19 protein-coding genes are annotated in these 18,944 nt (G+C 62.8%); 10 read left to right on the plus strand and 9 right to left on the minus strand.

Annotated features, from left to right (window positions below; genetic code table 11):
• The first annotated feature begins 2 nt into the window (after positions 1-2).
• The 5 genes from K7H91_RS05510 to K7H91_RS05530 all read left to right on the plus strand — a co-directional run bounded on the left by K7H91_RS05510 (position 3) and on the right by K7H91_RS05530 (position 4,672).
• Positions 3-1,244 (plus strand): extracellular solute-binding protein, encoded by a 1,242-nt coding sequence (locus tag K7H91_RS05510; RefSeq protein WP_230719204.1) that lies wholly within the window; start codon positions 3-5, stop codon positions 1,242-1,244.
• Positions 1,245-1,310: 66 nt separating this feature from the next.
• Complete coding sequence (locus tag K7H91_RS05515) at positions 1,311-2,231, plus strand: carbohydrate ABC transporter permease (RefSeq protein ID WP_230719205.1); 921 nt, start codon at positions 1,311-1,313, stop codon at positions 2,229-2,231.
• Complete coding sequence (locus tag K7H91_RS05520; RefSeq protein WP_230719206.1) at positions 2,228-3,085, plus strand: carbohydrate ABC transporter permease; 858 nt, start codon at positions 2,228-2,230, stop codon at positions 3,083-3,085. The genes K7H91_RS05515 and K7H91_RS05520 overlap by 4 nt, the downstream gene beginning before the upstream one ends.
• Positions 3,085-3,753, plus strand: coding sequence for an N-acetylmannosamine-6-phosphate 2-epimerase (locus K7H91_RS05525; protein WP_230719207.1), 669 nt, complete (start codon positions 3,085-3,087; stop codon positions 3,751-3,753). The genes K7H91_RS05520 and K7H91_RS05525 overlap by 1 nt, the downstream gene beginning before the upstream one ends.
• A gap of 4 nt (positions 3,754-3,757) precedes the next feature.
• Positions 3,758-4,672 carry an N-acetylglucosamine kinase gene (locus tag K7H91_RS05530; RefSeq protein WP_230719208.1) on the plus strand — a complete coding sequence of 305 codons (915 nt, stop codon included), beginning with the start codon at positions 3,758-3,760 and terminating at the stop codon, positions 4,670-4,672.
• Positions 4,673-4,770: 98 nt separating this feature from the next.
• On the opposite strand, the gene K7H91_RS05535 is transcribed toward K7H91_RS05530, so the two are convergent.
• The 4 genes from K7H91_RS05535 to K7H91_RS05550 form a co-directional block, all read right to left on the minus strand.
• The gene (locus K7H91_RS05535) at positions 4,771-5,883 is read right to left on the minus strand and encodes an ABC transporter permease (RefSeq protein ID WP_230719209.1); all 1,113 of its coding nucleotides are present in this window, start codon (positions 5,881-5,883) and stop codon (positions 4,771-4,773) included.
• 3 nt (positions 5,884-5,886) lie between these two features.
• Positions 5,887-8,700 (minus strand): ribosome-associated ATPase/putative transporter RbbA, encoded by a 2,814-nt coding sequence (gene rbbA, locus K7H91_RS05540; RefSeq protein WP_230719210.1) that lies wholly within the window; start codon positions 8,698-8,700, stop codon positions 5,887-5,889.
• On the minus strand, positions 8,664-9,722 hold the full coding sequence (locus K7H91_RS05545; protein WP_230719211.1) for an HlyD family secretion protein: 1,059 nt from the start codon (positions 9,720-9,722) through the stop codon (positions 8,664-8,666). The genes rbbA and K7H91_RS05545 overlap by 37 nt, the downstream gene beginning before the upstream one ends.
• Positions 9,723-10,152: 430 nt before the next feature.
• Positions 10,153-10,548, minus strand: a complete 396-nt coding sequence (locus K7H91_RS05550; protein WP_230719212.1) for a DUF2794 domain-containing protein — start codon at positions 10,546-10,548, stop codon at positions 10,153-10,155.
• 506 nt (positions 10,549-11,054) lie between these two features.
• On the opposite strand from K7H91_RS05550, the gene K7H91_RS05555 reads away from it, so the two are divergent.
• Positions 11,055-12,206 (plus strand): GNAT family N-acetyltransferase, encoded by a 1,152-nt coding sequence (locus K7H91_RS05555; RefSeq protein WP_230719213.1) that lies wholly within the window; start codon positions 11,055-11,057, stop codon positions 12,204-12,206.
• Between the two features lie 35 nt (positions 12,207-12,241).
• On the opposite strand, the gene K7H91_RS05560 is transcribed toward K7H91_RS05555, so the two are convergent.
• From K7H91_RS05560 to K7H91_RS05580, 5 genes are all read right to left on the minus strand, one after another.
• The gene (locus tag K7H91_RS05560; RefSeq protein WP_157624611.1) at positions 12,242-12,817 is read right to left on the minus strand and encodes a hypothetical protein; all 576 of its coding nucleotides are present in this window, start codon (positions 12,815-12,817) and stop codon (positions 12,242-12,244) included.
• 98 nt (positions 12,818-12,915) lie between these two features.
• Entirely contained in the window at positions 12,916-13,365 is a 450-nt protein-coding gene (locus K7H91_RS05565; RefSeq protein ID WP_230719214.1) for a hypothetical protein, read from the minus strand.
• A gap of 56 nt (positions 13,366-13,421) precedes the next feature.
• Positions 13,422-14,327 (minus strand): rhodanese-related sulfurtransferase, encoded by a 906-nt coding sequence (locus tag K7H91_RS05570; protein WP_230719215.1) that lies wholly within the window; start codon positions 14,325-14,327, stop codon positions 13,422-13,424.
• Positions 14,328-14,406: 79 nt separating this feature from the next.
• Entirely contained in the window at positions 14,407-15,321 is a 915-nt protein-coding gene (locus tag K7H91_RS05575) for a CHAD domain-containing protein (RefSeq protein ID WP_230719216.1), read from the minus strand.
• Between the two features lies 1 nt (position 15,322).
• Entirely contained in the window at positions 15,323-15,799 is a 477-nt protein-coding gene (locus K7H91_RS05580) for a CYTH domain-containing protein (RefSeq protein ID WP_230719217.1), read from the minus strand.
• A 184-nt stretch (positions 15,800-15,983) separates the two neighbouring features.
• Here K7H91_RS05580 and K7H91_RS05585 point away from each other — a divergent pair, with 184 nt between their 5' ends.
• The 4 genes from K7H91_RS05585 (at position 15,984) to K7H91_RS05600 (ending at position 18,940) form a co-directional block, all read left to right on the plus strand.
• Positions 15,984-16,625, plus strand: a complete 642-nt coding sequence (locus tag K7H91_RS05585; RefSeq protein WP_018067491.1) for a 2-dehydro-3-deoxy-phosphogluconate aldolase — start codon at positions 15,984-15,986, stop codon at positions 16,623-16,625.
• A 281-nt stretch (positions 16,626-16,906) separates the two neighbouring features.
• Positions 16,907-17,599 carry a GNAT family N-acetyltransferase gene (locus tag K7H91_RS05590; RefSeq protein WP_230719218.1) on the plus strand — a complete coding sequence of 231 codons (693 nt, stop codon included), beginning with the start codon at positions 16,907-16,909 and terminating at the stop codon, positions 17,597-17,599.
• Positions 17,592-17,807 (plus strand): hypothetical protein, encoded by a 216-nt coding sequence (locus tag K7H91_RS05595; RefSeq protein WP_018067493.1) that lies wholly within the window; start codon positions 17,592-17,594, stop codon positions 17,805-17,807. The genes K7H91_RS05590 and K7H91_RS05595 overlap by 8 nt, the downstream gene beginning before the upstream one ends.
• 20 nt (positions 17,808-17,827) lie before the next feature.
• Positions 17,828-18,940: an adenosylhomocysteinase gene (locus K7H91_RS05600; protein ID WP_230719219.1), complete on the plus strand. Its 1,113-nt coding sequence runs from the start codon at positions 17,828-17,830 to the stop codon at positions 18,938-18,940.
• Positions 18,941-18,944 lie beyond the last annotated feature (4 nt).

The raw sequence follows: 18,944 nt of genomic DNA on the forward strand, positions 1-18,944 counted from the left end.
TGATGACACCCTTTGCCAAGACTTTTCTGGTGGCCACGGCCGTCGCCGGCATGGCCGCACCGGCTTTCGCCGAAGACATTTCCTTCTGGGGCTGGCGCGTGGAGGACGTGCCGCAATATGAAGAGTTCATCGAGACCTTCGAGGCGGAAAACCCCGACATCAACGTCAATCTCAGAATGATTGAAGCCGTCAATTACGGCACCATCCTGTCGACCGCGCTTGCGGGCGAGGCCGGTCCCGACGCGATGATGGTGCGCGCCTACGGCTCCTTCGAGAGCGTGGCATCCGGCGGCTATCTCATGCCGCTTTCGGAAGAAAACGTGCCGGCGCTGAAGGATTTCCCGGCCGATGCCCTGAAGGCGGAAACCCTGCGCGCGGACAACACCATCTACGCCATTCCCTTCGCCTCGCAGACGATGATGGTGCTCTACAACAAGGATGTGTTCAGCGAGCTTGGTCTTGAGCCGCCGAAGACCTGGGACGATATGAAAGCGGCCGCCGAAGCGCTTCAGGAAGCCGGTCTCTACGCCTTTGCCAATGGCACGGCGGACGCATGGCAGAACGAAGTCATCACCTTCGGCCTCGGTTCATCGACCATGGGCAAGGCCTTTTACGAGGATGTGATGAGCGGCGATGCCGATTTCACCGATCCGCGCTTCGTCGATGCGCTGACCCGCATCAAGGATATGAGCCAGTATTTCCCCGACGGCTTCATCGGCCTCGATTACGCCTCTTCGCAGCAGCTGTTTGCGACAGGCATGGCCGGCATGTTCGTCGGCGGATCCTATGAGATCGCCGCCATGAAGGGCATGAATCCTGATATCAATATCGGCGCCATTCCCGCCCCCGTGGTCAACGAAGGCAACGAAGGCCTTGTCGCCGTGTTCTATGACGGCGGCTATGCCGGCAATGCGGCCACCGAGCACAAGGATGCGGTGCTGAAGTTCCTGAACTTCCTCGCCTCGAAGGAATTCGGCCAGGCCTTTGCCAACGAGCTCTCCAACATCTCGCCGATCCCGGGCGTCACCTTCGACAACCCGGATCTTGAGGCCGTTGCCGAACTGAACAAGACTTCGATGCCTTACATGATGCTGGTGAATTTCCGCTTCGACCAGCCTTCGGGCTCGACGCTGGTTCAGGAAAACGTCCAGAAGATGATGGCCGGCGAGGCAACGCCTGAAGAGGTCGGTGCAACCGTGACCGAGGGCCTGTCAAAATACTACGAGCCCTTCCAGAACAACTGATTTCTCGACGTTTGGGAGCCGGCCTTTTGAGGCCGGCTCGCTCTGATCAAGACGGAAGCGAATGCAATGAACCGCCTGATGCCGACGCCACGTGGCCTTTGGATCACCTGTCTGATCCTGCCCGCTCTTGCGGTGATGCTGCTCTTTGTCGCCTACCCGATCGTTTCGGCGCTGGCCTACGCCTTCTATCACTGGAACGGCATGGCGCGGGGCGAGTTTGTCGGCTTCCAGAATTTCTACGATGTGCTGTTTACCGAACCGTATAAATCGACGGTTCAAAACGCCTTCATCAACAATGTCATCGTCTTTATCACGCTGATGGTGGTGCAAAACGGCGCTGCCTTCATTCTCGCCTATGCGCTGTGGCGCGAGTTTCCGCTGGCCCGGTTCCATCGCATCGCCGTGTTCCTGCCGGTTGTGCTGTCGACCGTGATTGTCGGCTATTTGTGGAAACTGTTCCTCAACCCGCTCTTCGGTATCGTCAACCAGACGCTGAAAGCGGTCGGCCTCGCCGGTTTGGCGCAACCCTGGCTCGGCCAGTCCGACACCGCGCTTGCCTCGCTCATTCTCGTCAATGCCTGGCACTGGGTCGGCTTTCCGACATTGATTTTCCTGGCCGCCATGCAGCGCATTCCAGGTGAAATCTACGATGCCGTGCGCATGGAGACCGAAAGCGAGTGGGTGAAAATACGGAAAATCATCTGGCCGCTGGTGGCGCCGGCGGCAACCATCGTGTTCGTGCTGCAATTCATCGGCTCGTTCAACTGGTTCGAACTGCCCTATGTGATGGAGGGCATGAGCGGCTCGCCCTACGGCAATACCGATGTGCTGGCGCTTTACTTCTACCGGCTTGCCTTCGGCAATCCCGGCGCCGGAAGCTCGGATTTCGGCCATGGCTCGGCGCTGGCAGCGCTCGTCTTCATCTTTATCACGGTGTTTGCCACCGCCATGACGCTTTACCTGCGCCGCCGGGAGATTGAGCTTTGAGCGATACGAGCTATACCGACCGCTCCGGCCTGATGCGCACATTCGGGCGCGACGGATTGCTGCAGATCCTGCTGATCGCCAATACCTTCATCATGATCGCGCCGATCGTCATCATGGTGTTTTCGGCCTTCAAGCCGTCAATGGCGATTTTCCGACAGCCCTTCGCGATTCCCGATTTCACCGATCTGTCGAACTTCGAGGCGATCTGGACCGAGACCCATTTCGTCCGCTACTTCTTCAACTCGCTGCTGATCACCGGCTCGTCCATACTCGCCATTCTGGTGCTGGGGTCGATGGCGGCCTATGCGTTGGGGCGCTATAATTTCAGGGGCTCCAGCTTTCTGTTGCTGTTCTTCCTGGCCGGTCTGACCCTGCCTCTGAAGCTCGCCGTCATCCCGCTTTTCGTGCTGATGCGCAAGATGGGCCTGCTCGACAGCCAGCTGTCGCTGATCCTCATCTATATCGCCATGGGCTTGCCCTCGACCGTGTTCATCATGACCGGCTTCATTCGCTCGCTGCCCGGCGAGCTGGAAGATGCCGCGCGCATGGACGGCGCGTCGGAAGCGCGGATCATGTGGTCGGTCATGCTGCCGCTGGCGCGGCCCGCCATGGTGATTGCCGCCATTCACAATCTTGTGCCGATCTGGAACGATTTCTTCTTCCCGCTGATCTTCATCCAGAACGATCTTCTGAAAACCCTGCCGCAGGGACTGACGAGCTTCATGGGGGAATACACCACCAATTGGGGCGTGCTGTTTGCCGGGCTGACCTTCGCCGCAGCCCCCATCACGCTGCTCTACATCATCCTGTCCCGCCAGTTCATCAACGGCATGACCTCGGGCGCAATCAAGTGATGCTGAAGCTGAAGAAAGGCGGGCTGGTGGTTTCCTGCCAGGCCCGTGCGGACAACCCGCTCCACGGCGCGCATTTCATGGGCGCGATGGCGCTCGCGGCGCGTGACGGCGGGGCATGCGCCATCCGCGCAAATGGCGTTGCAGACGTGCGGGCCGTCAAGGAAGCGGGCCTGCCCGTCATCGGCATCGACAAGCAGTTTTCCGATGCCGTGCCCGTCTATATCACGCCGACGCTTGCAGCCTGCGATGCGCTTGCCGAGGCCGGAGCCGACATTATCGGCATTGACGCCACGCCGCGCCCGCGCCAGGGCGACCAACCGGCAAGGCTCATCCGCCACATTACCGAGACGCTTGGTCTTGAAGCCTTCTGCGATATCGCAACGCCCGACGAGGGGGCGGCCGCAGCGGACATGGGGGCAACCTATGTGGCAACGACGCTTTCCGGCTATACGGATTATACGGCCCGCACCGACGACATGCCGGATTACGCGCTCATCGAGGCGCTGGTTGCCCGCATCAAAACGCCGGTGGTGGCAGAAGGCCGGTTCTCGACGCCCGAACGTGCCCGCCGCGCGTTTGATTGCGGCGCTTATGCCGTCGTTGTCGGCACGGCGATTACCAATCCGCGCGAGATCACCCGCGGTTTTGTCAGGCAGATCGAGGGCTGAGGCCATGGACAGCTATTTCCTCGGCGGCGATATCGGCGGAACGGCGTCGCGGTTTGCCCTTTGCGATCAGGCGGGAACGATCGTTCAGCGGGGGGCTGCGGCCGGCGCCACCGGCCACACCTTCAACGCCGAATCCCGCGACAGGCTTGAGGAAAGCATCGCCGCGATTGCCGCGCAGATCACCAAGCCGGTTGACGCGGCCGTCTTCGGCCTCACCGGGTATGGCCCGCGCGCGCGTGGCGATATCGAGGATATGCTGATTGCCGCGCTGAAGCTGACGCGCGCGAAGATTTTCATTTCCGACGATATCGAGCTCGCTTACCGCAGCCTGTTTGCGCTTGGAGAAGGTCACCTCGTTTCCGCCGGAACGGGGTCGATTGCCGTCCACCTCGACAGCGAGGGCAGGCTTTTCCGCATTGGCGGGCGCGGCATCCTGATCGACGATGCGGGCTCCGGCGGCTGGATCGGCCTTGCTGCCGTGCGCGCGCTCTACCGCCGGCTCGACGAGGAGGGCGCGCCGGGCGACATGCACCTGCTCGCCGAAGCGCTTTATGCCGCCGTCGGCTCTGACGACTGGTCGGATATGCGCGCCTATATCTATGCCGGCGACCGCGGGCGCATTGGCGCGCTCGCGCGTTCTGTTGTCGATGCGGCGGAGGCTGGCGATGCATGCGCAAACGCTATTCTGCGTGAGGCCGGCGCTGAACTCGCCCGCCTTGGCAACATCCTGATTGCCCGCAACGGCAACCACCCCGTCGCCTTTGTCGGCGGCGTGCTGAAGCTGCATCCGGTCATCGCCGAGACGATCCGTCAGAGGCTTGCCGGCGAGGCGCGCTTTCCCGCACTCGATCAGGCGGAGGGCGCTGCCCGGCTGGCCCTTTCCTTTTTTCACGCTGCATCTTCAGGCCCTTCCGCCTGAATTCTACTGCCGAAGCTGCCTCATGGGTATGTTTCCGATCCGCGGTCCTGGCCAGATTTCGCCTTCGTCGTTTCGGGCCGATGCGTCAAAACGAAAACCTAGCGCAGCGACCGACGGAATCGCCACAACGAGAATGAAAACAAGGCGAGGCCGATGGCGGCGAGGCTTAGAAGCTGCGGCCAGATGACCGCGAGCCCCGCGCCTCGGAACATGATCGATTGCGCCAGCGCGACGAAATGCGTGTCCGGCGCCAGCGACATCAGGGTGCGCAGAACCGCGGGCATGTTCTCCACCGGCGTCAGGCCGCCCGCTAGAATCTGCAGCGGAAACAGCACCAGCATCAGCAGCAGCCCGAACTGCGGCATTGAGCCGGCAATGGTGGCCAGGAAGATGCCAAGCGAGGTCGTTGCAAACAGCTGTAGCGCCATGCCGAGCATCAACAGCCATAGCGAGCCCGCCACGGGAATGGCGAGCCATGTCTGCACCACGACGGTGATCGAAAAGCAAGCCGCGCCCATCACCACCGTCGCCATCGGCCATATCTTGCCGAGCATGATCTCCGCCGGCGTCACCGGCATGACGAGAAGATGTTCGATGGTGCCGCGCTCGCGCTCGCGGATGAGCGCGGCACCCGTCAGGATGACGGAGAGCAGCGCGACATTGTTGACGACCTCCATCATGGCGCTGAACCAGTTTGGATTGAGCTCGGGGTTGAAGCGGGCGCGCAGAACCAGACCAACGGGTGCGGGTTTGCTGGCGCGGTAACGCTCAAGGAACTCGGAAACCTCGCCCGATACGATCGCCTGCACATAGCCTGCACCGGTGAAAGCCTGGGTCATCCGCGTGGCGTCGACATTAAGCTGCATGGCCGGTTCGCTCCCCGCCAGAAGGTCGCGCTGGAAGTTCGGCGGGATGACGAGCGCGAAAGTATCGATGCCCTCGTCCATGCGCCGGTTCATCTGCGACAGCGTGATCGTCTGCGGGGGAAGGAAATAGGGCGGGTAGAAGGCCGAGGCGATGCGTGTCGACAGGGGGGAGGCATCCTCGTCGACAATGGAGATCGGCGCCTTGTTCAGCGTGAAGGGCACCGCGACCGCCGCGGCATAGACCTGAAGCGTGAATACGGCGACGATCAGCACCAGAAGAGCGGGCGTGCGCAGCAGGCTCCACAATTCCTTTATGCCCAGTCGCCAGATCGTCGATATCCGCATGGGTCAGCGCGCCTGTTTCCGGAGGAAGAAAACGCTGAGCAATAACAGCGCGAGGCCGGCCGCAAGCAGCGGCAGGAGCGAGGCGGTCAGATCGCCGAAACCCAACGCCTTGGAAAAGGCGCCGCGCGAGATGGTGACGAAATGGCTTGCGGGGTTGATGGCCCCAATCAGCGCGGCCTCGCCCTCCATGGAGGCGATCGGATCGATCATGCCGGAATACTGGACGGCCAGCATCATGGTGACGACCGTGGTCAGGAAGATCGCGGCGATCTGGCTGTTCATGAAGCTCGAGATCAGCAGCCCGAGCCCCGTCGCCGCGATGGCGTAAAGCAGGCCGCCGAGCGCATAGGCAAGAACACTTCCGGTGAAAGGGACGCGCTGCACGACAATGGCGAAGGCGGTCATCATCGCGAGATTGATCATGGCGAGACCGACATAGGATATCTGCTTGCCGAGCAGAAACTCCAGTCGGGTGACGGGCGTGACGTAGAGATTGACGATGGAGCCGAGGTCCTTCTCCCGCACGATCGAGAGCGTGGCCAACATGGTGGGAATGAACAGGAGCACCAGGGCTATGACGGCCGGAACCATGGCGATGATGCTTTCCACGTTGGGATTGTAGCGGAACCGCGTCTCAAGCCGGAAGTCCTCGGCCAGCGCTTGCTCTCCAAGGATCGCTCTTGCCTGCCGCATCAGCCAGTGCGCGTGCAGCCCGTCGACATAGCCCTTGGCGGTCTCCGCGCGCGACGGCATGGAACCGTCGAGCCACCCGCCGATTTCCACGTTGCGGCCGGCCGCCAACTCGCGCGCGAAGCCGGGCGGTATCTCGAGGGCGAGGCTGATCTCGCCGCTGCGCATGCGCCGGTCCATATCGGCATGATCGACGATCGGAGGACGCTCGGTGAAATAGCGCGAGCCCGCAATGTCGAGCGTATAGTCGCGGCTGACCGTCGTGCGGTCGTGGTCGAGCACCGCGAAAGGCAGGTCCTCGACATCCATGCTGATCCCGTAGCCGAGGACGAACAGGAGCACCAGGCTACCGATGAAAGCGAAGGCGGCGCGGATCGGGTCGCGGCGCAATTCCAGCGCCTCGCGCCGGGCATAGCTCATGATCCGCCGCGGATCGAGCCGGCGATTATGCACAATCTGATGCCCGGGTCCGATGGCGTGGACGATATCCGCGGAAACGGCATCCGTTTGCGGCCCGCCTGCCGCGCTGTCCCCCTCCCCGATCGCATCCTCAAGATAGGAAACGAAGGCTTCTTCAAGATTGGCAGTGCCACGCGTCTCGACGATCGCGGCCGGTCTGTCTGACACCAGCACCTTGCCGGCATGCATCAGCGAGATGCGATCGCAGCGCTCCGCCTCGTTCATGAAGTGTGTGGAGATGAAGATCGTCACGCCGTCATTGCGCGCCAGATCAACGAAACTCTGCCACAGCGCGTCGCGCGCGATCGGGTCGACGCCGGAGGTCGGCTCGTCGAGGATCAGCATCTCGGGCGCATGGATCATGGCGACGGCGAGCGACAGGCGCTGGGTGACGCCGAGCGGCAGGGCATCGGGCAGCGTTTCCAGCACATCCGTCAGGTCAAAGCGTTTCGCCATTTCGGCGATGCGGGCCGGGATATCCGCCGCCGGCAACTGAAAAAGGCGGGCATGCAGGTCCAGGTTCTGACGAACGGTCAACTCGGAATAGAGCGAAAAGGATTGCGACATGTAGCCAACGCGCCGGCGCGTATCGAGATCGCGCGGATCGACCTCGCGCCCGAACAGCCGCGCGGTGCCCTCACTGGCCGGCAGCAGTCCGGTCAGCATCTTCATCGTCGTCGTCTTGCCGCATCCGTTCGAGCCGAGAAAGCCGAAGATTTCGCCCCTGGGAATGCGGAAGCTGACATTGTCCACGGCGGTGAAATCGCCAAAGCGCATCGTCAGCCCGTCGGCCTCGATCGCGGGCGCGCCGTCGCCGCGCTCGGGCCGAGGCGGAATATCCACTTTCCGATGGCGACTGCGCTTTTCCTGCGGCAGAACGGCAATGAAGGCGTCATCGAGCGAGGACGTTCCAGTCTTCGCCTGAAGTTCGGCCGGCGTTCCCGTCGCCAGCACGCGACCGCCGTCCATGGCGACGAGCCAGTCGAACCCGGCCGCCTCCTCCATATAGGCCGTCGCGACGATCACCCCCATGCCCGGCCGGTTGGCCCTTATGGCGTTGATCAGTTCCCAGAACTGCCGCCGGGAAAGCGGGTCGACGCCCGTTGTCGGCTCGTCGAGGATCAGGAGGTCGGGGTCATGGATCAGCGCGCAGCACAGGCCGAGCTTCTGCTTCATGCCGCCGGAAAGCTTGCCGGCCGGACGATCCGCAAAGGGATCGAGACCGGTGGCGGCCAAAAGTTCATGAATGCGACGCTCGCGCTCCCTGCGGGCATGGCCGAAGAGACGGCCGAAGAAATCCACATTCTCGAACACCGAAAGCGTCGGATAGAGATTCTTGCCGAGCCCCTGGGGCATATAGGCGATGCGCGGGCCAATCACGCCGCGGTCGCGCGCCTTGCGCATGTCGGCGCCCAGCGCCTCGACAGCGCCGGCCTGCACCTTGCGCGCTCCGGCGATCAGCGAGAGCAGCGTCGATTTCCCGACGCCGTCGGGTCCGATCAGTCCCACCATCCTGCCGGCGGGAAAGTCGATCGATACGTCCTCGAGCACGCGGTTCTTCTTGAACACGTGGCTGACGTTAAGCAGGCGCGCCGCAAGCGCCGGAGCATCGCTGGTTTGCGCCGGCCCGCTCATTCCAGCAATCCGGTGCGCAGGCTTTCGGGCCATGCCGCCTCCGGGTCGGTCCTGACATAGGCTATGCCGGGCAGACCCGGTTTGACGTAGTCGGCGTATCGTTCAAGAAGCGCCGGCGCAACACGTACCCGAACGCGGAACATCAGACCCTGGCGTTCCTCAGCTGTCTCGACGGTGCGCGGCGTGAACTGCGCGACATCGGACAGAAACGAGACCGTGGCCGGAATCACGACGCCCGGCGCGGTGTCGAGGACGATGCGCGCCTCCGAGCCGATGGCAAGACGTCCGGCCTCCAGTGTGGGCAGAAAAACGGTCATGTAGACATCGCCGAGATCGATGAGGTTCAGGACCCGCCCGCCGCCGGCGACAACCTCGCCCGGTTGGGCGACGAGATACTGCACCCGGCCGTCTCGCGGCGAGCGCAACGTGCTGTCATCAATCTCGGTCTGGATCCGCTCTATCGCCGCCTTGGCCGCCTCGATACTTGCCTCCGCATCCACGATCCGCGCCCGCGCCGTGGCGATGCCCGCCTCGGCGACGGCGACCTGGGCGCGAGCGGCGTCGAGCGCCGCGCGGGCGCCTTCGAAACGGGCGCGATCATCCTCCACCGTCTGCTGGGCCACGGTGTTGCGTTCGACGAGTTGCTGCGAGCGGTTGAAGCGGCTCTCGGCCGAGCCAAGCTCGGCCTCGCGCTGGGCGACGACCGCCAGCGCAGCGGAACGTTCGGCCTCGGCCTGCGTGACGCCGCTCTCCGCCACATCGCGGCCAATCCGGCCGCGCTGCAATTGCGCCCGCGCTTCCCGCAACATCGCGTCGAGTTGCTGGGTGTCCATATGGGCAAGCACCTGACCAGCCGAGACCGTCTCACCCTCTTCAACGAGAATATCGCTGATCCGGCCACCGGAGCGGGCAGATATGTCGACGGCGACCGCCTCGATGCGGCCATTGCCCGAGGCAATACCGGCCGGCAACCCCTCCTCCGCCAGGCGCTCGGTCAGATACCAGCCGGCAACGGCCGCGACCGCCACGAGCGCCAGTGCGAACCAGAGGTTCATGAACAGTCGTTTCAGCCGCTCAAGCATAAGGATCGCACTCGGTAGTCGTTGGGAGGAGCCATCTTATATCCCAAAGATATATTAGAGCATCGGGCGAAAAGCGGAATCCGGTTTTTCGATAACCCGATGCGTCACAACACACCATAGTGAGGTTCAGACTAACCGCCCTATGATCTAGAACAATAAGAAGCTGCATCATATCGAAAAATCGCGCCGCAACATATGTGGACGCCAACGGAGCCCATTTCTCCAGACTCGATTGCTCTATTGCCGCCTCACATGTTGGGCAAGCTTGGGCCACGATTTTTCGAATCCCAAGGCGCCAAAGAAAAATAGCTAAATCAACGGGTGGCCGGTCGCTGCCAGCAAAATGCTGCGCTCAACGCGTAGAAGCCCGGCCTGGGTAAACAACAAACAGGAACCGGCAGAATTACTTCTCCACCAGCTTCAGGTTCCTGTCGAAGACCTTCAGCACCTGTTTCAGGTCGTGCCCGCGCTTGAGCACCATGCCGGCGGTGTTGGTGACCGAGAAGGCGCCCTGACGGGCGGCGAGTTTCGGGTTTTTCTCGATCCGGTAGAGCGGCATTTCGCCGGCGCGTTTGAACACCGAGAACACCGCCTTGTCCTTCAGGTGATCCAGCGCATAGTCGCGCCACTCGCCCTCGCCCACCATGCGGCCGTAGATCCAGAGGATCGCGTCCAGTTCGCGCCGGTGGAAGGTGACCGGCAGGGGCTCGGCCTTCTGGCCTGCGCGATATTGGCTGAGCTCCACCACATTGGCGTTGGCGGCAGCCCGGCCGCGTTGCGTTTCCGGCTTGTCAGCCATGGCGTCTCCGCTTCGCAAACATGACACTTATACCAAGGATCAGTGATTAGAACCCATATGACCGGAGCGATTTTGAAAGCCGGCTAGGCGAAAACCGCAGTCGTAGCCATAGCTACGGCGAGGATTTTCAACGACGCGGGCTTTCAAAAGCGCCCGGCCCTGAAAGGGTGCGGCTGGAATGGCCACCGAGGGCGTCAAAATCCTCGCGCGATGCTCAGGCATCGCTCTGCGGTGTTTTCCTACTCGGACGGCCATTCCAGCTCGCATCATATGAGCTCTAATCACTGATCCTTGGTATTACACGACAGTCTGCCCTTCTCGGCCAAAATTGCAAGGCCGGTTTCGCGCAGCCGTGGCCAACGCTTTGTTAACCGAAACCGGTTATCCCTTGTTAAGTGCGTTTGTAAGAGTTCAGTATCCATGCGTTCAGGCCCCCCACAGCTGCCCGTCCTGCCGGACATGCCGCGCGCAGTGCGCTTCGGCCGCCAGCCGAAAGGGGCGCGGCCATGAGCATTATACGCAAGGACCTTGGCCAGCGCCCGCCGGCCCGCCTCAAATCCAAGCTTTCCGTCGTCCAGCCCGGCAAGGCCGTACCCGATATCCGTCTCGAAGTCAGAAGCGGCGGCGAATTCTCGCTCTATTCGCAGGCTCCGGATCATATGGAACCAGCCATGGACCGGCTGGCCGAGACCGCGATCGAGCGCAACATCTTCCAGACCCCCGCCTTCCTGCTGCCGGCGCTCGGCGAGCGCCATTCGCTGCTGAGGGTGGCGCTGATGGAAGACGGCGACAGCGATGACCACCTGACCGCGCTGATGACCTTTTCGGTGCGCGGCAACGGCACGCACCTGCTCGCCCACGCAATCGGCGATATCGGCTATCACGCGCCGCTGATCTCGCGCCACCGGCCGATGGCGACGCTCGATCAGCTTTTCGAGGCGCTTGCCGGCTCGCTCGTCAACCTGCCGGGCATTGCGGTGTTTCCGCATCTCCTGGCCGATGGCGCGTTCATGCGCTTCGCCCGCGCGGTGGCCGCCGCCCGCGGCCTCGCCTTCCGGGTCACCCATGCCCGGCGCAGGCGCGCCTTGTCGGGCCCGATCAATCCCGCAGGCGCGGCGCTGACGCCCGGCGAGCGCGAGGCCTGGCAGGCCAATCTCGCGAAGTGGGAAGCGCTGAATGCGCGCGGGAAGGTCAGCTATCACATCGCCCGCAATCCATCCGAAACCGCGCTGATGCTGGACGAGCTTTCAGCACTCACCACGACGGTCGCGGAAGATCGGTCCCGGTTTGCAGCACTGCTGCCCACGGCCAAGAAGCTTGGCCGCAACGACCAGCTTCGCATTCATGCGCTCTATCTCGCCGGCGAAATGATCGCGGCGGCGATCCAGCCGGTCACGGCCGGCGAAGCCTGGATCTGGCAGGTCTTCGTGCGGCCCGACATGGAACAGGAAGCGGTTGACGAGCAGCTGATCATGCGGCTGACGGAATGGAACACCCGCGACGCCAATATCACGGTCACCCGCGCGGCCCCGGGCGTCGGCCCATATCTGGCCGAGCGCTTCTGGCCGGTCGAGGAAGGCTATGCCACGCTGATGGTCGCAATCCGCCCCGGCATGGAACGCGCCATCGACGCCCTTGCCCGCGAACATCGGGACTGAGCGTTCAAATCGCTCTCAAGAGAGAAATCGAAGCCTCAGGAACACTTCTTAAGGCGCGAGTCTTCCGGCCGGTTCATCAGCGCGAAAATATCGATATCGGACAGCAGCGGATGGAATTCCCCGTCTGAATCCGCCCTGATCAGCACATCGAGCGGCACGACGGGCGCCACCATGGCGCCGTTCCAGCAGGTGGAATCGAGGTCAACCTCGAAGCCCGGCTTGGCGCTGCCGGCGCCGCGCGCGGCCGCCATCTGCTCCTGCTGGTCGCGCAGGCGTAGCGCATCGGCGGGCGCCAATCTCAGCAGCGTCACCACCTGCCCCGGCTTGCGGAACTCGGCCACGGCGGCATCGACCTTCTCGGAATCGGCATTCACCAGCGTATAATCCTGACTGATATCGCCGCCCGCGCCGCGCTGATAGACGGTCAGTTCGACCTCGCCCTTGGGCAGCCGAAATTCCTCGGGCGCCAGAACCGCGATCCGGAGCGATGCCGGATTGGCGGCGATCGGCGTGGGGATCGGCTCGGACGAGCCCGGCAGGAACGAGAATGTCGAACAGGCCGAAAGCAGCACTGCTGCCGAAACTGCCAGGGATTTTGCCAGAAAACGCATGATGCCGACCGTCTTATCTGTTGTAGACGCTTTACCTAACCGATCCATGATTAAGGACGGGTAAAACGCCATGACCGACGCCTCCGCTTCCGCGGAGCCTAGTATGGCGTCGGGGGGTTGTTTTTTCGCAACCACCGCCAGCCCCGCCAGCCGTTGAGTGCCAAAGCGGCACAGATGGCGGGAATGATCAGACTGATCGTGAGACGAAAAAGGTCCAGATCGCGGCCGCCGGCCAGAAAGTAGCCTATATATGGCAGGACGGCGTTCAGAAAGATGAATACGCAAAACAGGCTTGTCGTGCCCGGCACCAAGCCTGCATGTCCGCCACGAATTCTGAACGCGACAAAGATCAAAACGAGCGCCACAACGCCAGAGATCACGGAGCTGTAATCAGAGGTCGCCTGGTATGGAGAGGGAAACAGCGACAAAATCACGAAGTTCAGCCCCATGACGAGAACGGGTAGCCCGGACATTTTCACGGCGTCCCGCGCGCTTTCCTCGTCATCAACCGGAAGCCAGTAACCGAAAAAGCCTGCTTTGCTCGTCATCTGGTTCCCCACTCCGAAGTTATCCGATAAGCCATCCGGTTCAAGTTCGCGGCGCCCTACGCACCGAGATGGCGCTCGCCGCGGGCTTTCGCCAGCGTGATCTGGTGCTGGCGTTCGCGGAAGCGGGCGCGGTCGGTCTCAGAATAGCTGTCGGCGCAATGCGGGCAGGAAACGCCTTCCTCGTAGTCGGCGGAAAGTTTGTCCTCGGGCGTCACCGGATGGCGGCAGGCGTGGCAGAGTTCGTGCTCGCCTTCCTTCAGGCCATGGGTGACGGAAACGCGCTCGTCGAAGACGAAGCAGGCGCCGTCCCAGAGGCTTTCCTCCTCCGGCACGTCCTCGAGATATTTCAGGATGCCGCCCTTGAGATGATAGACCTCGTCAAAGCCCTGCTCCTTCATGAAGGCCGTCGCCTTTTCGCAGCGGATGCCGCCGGTGCAGTACATCGCGATCTTCGGCTTGTTGTGGAGGCCCTGGTTTTCGGCCACCCAGCGGGGAAATTCGCGGAAGGTTTTTGTCTGCGGGTCGACGGCACCGCGGAAGATGCCGATCGCGGTCTCGTAATCATTGCGGGTGTCGATCACGATCGTGTCGGGATCGGAGATCAGGTCGTTCCAGTCCTTCGCCTCGACATAGGTGCCGACCGACTTCAGGGGATCGATCGTGTCAACGCCCATGGTCACGATTTCCTTCTTCAGCCGCACCTTCATGCGGTTGAACGGCATTTTCGAGGCATGGCTTTCCTTGTGCTCCATGCCGGCAAGCTCGGGCCGGGCACGGATGAAGGCGAGCACATTGGCGATGCCCTCTGGCGTGCCCGCGATCGTGCCGTTGATGCCTTCATGGGCGAGAAGCAGCGTGCCCTTGACGCCGTTGTCGTCGGCTGCGGTCTGAAGCGGCGCGCGGAACGATTCATAATCGGCGAAGCGGGCAAAATGATAAAGAGCTGCGACCAGATAGGACATAGCCTGTCTCCGCGTTACGTTTTCAATCGGCAGGGGCGTGTTTGCGGCCAATACACCCATTGCTGCGGCTTTGCAATTGTCAGCCTTCGCCGCGCGCGACGCGCTTGCGCCAGAGCGTCTTGACAATCGCGCTCTCGATTTCCGCCTCGTCGTCGAACACCTTGCGGGCATTCTTTACCGCCCGGCGGCGCAGCCGCGCCCTTTGCGCGATCGCTTCCTCGCGGCAGATCCGGTGGGTCTTGTCAGAAAGCGCCGGCGCGTCCGGGCCGTCAAGCAGCGCGATCATCACGCTCAGATCATGCTCGTGGCCGATGAGATCGGCAAGCGCCTTGGCGTCGGCGCGTTTGACCTTCAGCGCCGTCGGCCAGATATCGGCGACAAGTGCACAGAACATCCAGTAGGTCTGCGCCTCCTTGCGCAAATCGTGGAAATGCTCGTCCGTCGCCTCGGCGCGAACCGCCATGACCGCGACATGGGCGGAGGCAAGCTGTTTGCGCCAGGCCTTCCCAATCGCCTTTTCCGGCGACTTGCCGTCGAAATCCTGGTTCTCGACCGCCGCGATCGCCTCCCGGCAGATGCCGATCGCCGCCTTTGCCTTTTTCTGCAGCGCGTCCTCGGACACCGCCCTGGCGTCGCGCCGGACGATCAGCGCCGCCTCCAGCCGGGCGAGCGCCATGTCGACATGTCCCTCGGCCGCATTCAGCCGGAGATAGCGGACGCACTCGATCAGCGCGGCCGCGTCCCGGTCGGCCGACAGGGAATTCGCAAGATCGCGAATGCGGGCATTTTCCGCTTTCGCGAAATCCTTCGCGGCGGGCCGGACCAGACGGTAGAGGCCGCGCACCCGCTTGAACTTCTTGCGGGCGTCGTGAACCGCCTCATGGATGCCGTTCGGCTGCTTCTTCAGGGCGCGGATCGCGTCCTCAAGCTGGGAGACGGCGACTTTCCGGACGGCGGCGTCGAAGGGGCGATCGGGATCGAGCGAGAATGCCATGTCAGTCTGCCTCCTCAGGGTGCCGGCCGGTTTCCGACAGCGTCTGGTTCAGATAGCGCGGGTCACCGGTCACCTCGCGGCCGAGCCAATCGGGAAGCGATGGCGTGGCGGCCTCATCGGGCAGTTCCACCTCCGCCACCACGAGACCCGCGAGATCGCCGTGATAGACGTCGATTTCCCAGACGAATGCGCCGTCTGCGAGACAGTAACGGGTCTTGTCGATGACGGCGCCCAGCGCATGGCTCACAAGTTCCAGCGCATCGGCAAGCGGGATGTCATATTCATATTCGTCCCGGCTGAGCGAGGCCCCGCCGAACTTCATGGTAAGCCGCGCGCGGCCGCCATCGAAGATACGCACCCGCGCGGAGCGCTGCGGTCCGCTCATCAGATAGGCCTGGGTCAGGCGGACGCCCTTTTCCGCGCCATCCTTCCAGCCGTCGCCATCGACCAGAAACTTGCGCTCGATTTCCTTGGCCATCATCGTTCTCCCGGACGCTTTCAGCCCTGCCTCTGGCGTTCACGCCGCCGTGATGAAATTCCCTTATGAAGATCACTGCGGCCGCAGGCAATGGGCAGCAAAGAATAACCCGGTTCCGGGGCTCGACTTGCCGGCTTTGCCGGGGTATCCCATGGACCATATCAACCAGGAAAGCGGTGCGAGAATGGAAGCGAAAACTGAAACCCTCCTCAAGGCGCTGACGGCGCAACCCGTCATTCCGGTGATGATCGTGGAATCCGTCGAACACGCCGTGCCTCTGGCGCGCGCGCTGGTGGAAGGCGGGCTCAAGACGCTGGAGATCACACTGCGCACCGACGCCGCGCTCGACGCCATCAAGGCGATGACCGACGAGATCGAAGGGGCGGTGATCGGCGCCGGCACCATCCTTTCGGCGCGCGATTATGCCGCAGCCGAAAAGGCGGGCGCCGAGTTCATCGTCTCGCCCGGCATCAACGGCGACATTCTCGATGCCGCGGACGACAGCGACGTGCCGCTGCTGCCGGGCACGGCGACGGCCAGCGAAGTGCTGTCGCTGCGCGAGGAAGGCTACCGGGTGATGAAGTTCTTCCCCGCCGAACAGGCCGGCGGCGCACCCTATCTGAAGGCGCTCTCCTCGCCGATCCCCGATGTCATGTTCTGCCCGACCGGCGGCATTTCGCTTGCCAATGCGCCCGATTACCTGAAGCTTCCCAACGTCATCTGCGTCGGCGGCTCGTGGGTTGCGCCGAAGGACATGGTCGTCCGCGGCGACTGGGACGGCATCCGCAAGCTCGCCGAAGAGGCTTGCGCGACGCTGAAGGCCTAGGCCGTCGCTGGATCGAAGTTTTTGACGACCCCGGCCTTTCGTCGAGGGCATTCTGGTAACAAACGTCTCCCACATTCCGGGTCATCCTCGGGCTTGACCCGAGGATCCAGGCCACCCGGCAAGGGCTCGTTATAGATCTTAGCAAACTCAGCGGCTTAACCGCCTGGATGCTCGGATCAAGTCCGAGCATGACACAAGAACGAAGGGCCGATGACACACGACGGTCAAAGCTTGGTGCTTTGTCAGCAGTCTGGGGTCTTTCCGATTGCAAAGGTATTGCGATGCAGGATCTGACGAAGTTTTCGCCGCGCGCGCGTCCGCAGCCGGTTGTCGCCGGAGGCGCGAGCGTGATTGTCGAGCCTTATGAAGGAGAGCGCCACGCCGTTGAACTCTGGGAAGGGCTCGGCGGGACGGCAGATGCGCTCAATGCGCTGCTGCTTTATTTTCCGAACGGGCCGTTTGCGGAACCTTCCGATTTCCGTGCCTGGCTCGACCGCGAAAATGCCTCGGGCAGCTATGTCACCCGCGTCTTCCGCGCGAAAGAAACCGGCAGGCTGGTCGGCATGGCGAGCTATATGCGGCTCGACGAGAAGAACGGCGTGATCGAGGTCGGCGCGGTGGCGCATGGCCCGGCGATGCAGCGCTCGACCATGGCGACCGAGGTCCATTACCTGATGGCGCGCCACATCTTCGATGATCTCGGCTATCGCCGCTATGAATGGAAGCTCAACAACGAAAACGAAAAGAGCCATGCCAGCGCGCGGAGGCTCGGCTTCACCTATGAGGGCGTGTTCCGCAACCACATGGTCGCCAAGGGCCGGAACCGCGACACCGCATGGTATGCGATGATCGACAGCGAATGGCCGGCGCGCAAGGCCGCGTTCGAAGCGTTTCTGGCGCCGGAAAATTTCACCGCCGACGGCCGGCAGATCCGCACGCTTGCCGAAATCAGGGAGGCTGGCGCGCATGGCTGATCAACCCACCGGCAACCGCTCGGCAATCATCGCCGCCGCGCTGATCTTCCTCGGCATGCTCATCGGCGGCTATTTCCTGCCCGACGCGGTCAATTATCTGGCGCAATACTCGGTCTGGCTCGCGGTCGCCGTCGGGATCGCCTTCGTCCTGGCGGTTTTTCTGGTATTCTGGCTGCGCGGCCGCTATCAGAAGCGCCACGGACGATAGCGCTGAAAGAAACGATCCTTATGACAGAAATCACGCCGACATGGGCAAAGGCCCATATGCCGCGCACCGCACGTGCGGTCGAAAACCTGCCCGACATGACCGGCATCCGGCTCGCGATGAGCATGCATCTCGACATGAAGATGTTGCCGCTGGTGGAAGGGCTGGCAAGCCGCGGGGCAGCGCTATTCGTGACCACCTGCAATCCGGCGACCGTGCGCAACGAGGTCGTCGACGCGATGCGCGCCGCCGGCGCGCGGGTTGATGCCTACAAGAACATGCCGGAGGAGGACTGGCGCGCGGCGATCCGCGCCGGGCTTGACTGGGGCCCGACCCATCTCAGCGAAATGGGCGCGGATTTCACCCATATGCTGCTGTCGGAAGGGATGGCAATGCCGCCGATCAAGGCCGGGCTGGAGGCCACGGGTTCCGGGATCAACCGGCTCCAGGGCGCGCTGCCGCCATGGCCGATCTTCAACTGGGACGATCTGCCGGTGAAGGAAGGGCTGCACAACCGCCATATGGTGGGGCTGACCACCTGGAACGCCTTCTTCACCCGCACGCTTTTGAGCCTGCATGAAAAGACCGTGCTGGTGGTCGGTTATGGCTCCGTCGGTCAGGGCCTTGCCGCAAGCGCGCGGGCCTTCGGCGGCACGGTGATGGTGGCCGAGATCGACCCCGCGCGGCTGCTGCAGGCGCGCTATGACGGCTTTATCGCCGGATCGGTCGAGGCGCTTGCGCCGCTTGCCGATGTGATCGTCACCGGAACCGGCGGCCATCATGTCGTGCCGTTTTCCGTGATCCAGCGCCTGAAGGACGGCTGCTTCCTGCTGAATGCCGGCCATCGCATCGACGAGATCGAATTGGCGCCGCTCGCAGACCTGCCGAAAACCAAGGCGCTGCCCTCCGTCACGACCTATCGCCTCGCCTCGGAAAATTGCATCCATCTGTTCGTCGATGGCGCGATGGCCAACCTCGTTGGCGGCGAGGGCGACAGCCTCAACGCCTTCGACATGACGCTCGCGGTGATGGCCGAAGGGATTGGCCATATCGTCGGCGATGGCGCTTCCGCGGCCAGCGGGGTGCACCTGCTGCCACGCACTGTCTGGGAACGCGCCTGCCCGTCTGCATCATGAGTGT

The organism is Martelella mediterranea (assembly GCF_021021415.1).
In the GTDB taxonomy this organism is placed as follows: Bacteria; Pseudomonadota; Alphaproteobacteria; order Rhizobiales; family Rhizobiaceae; genus Martelella; species Martelella mediterranea_C.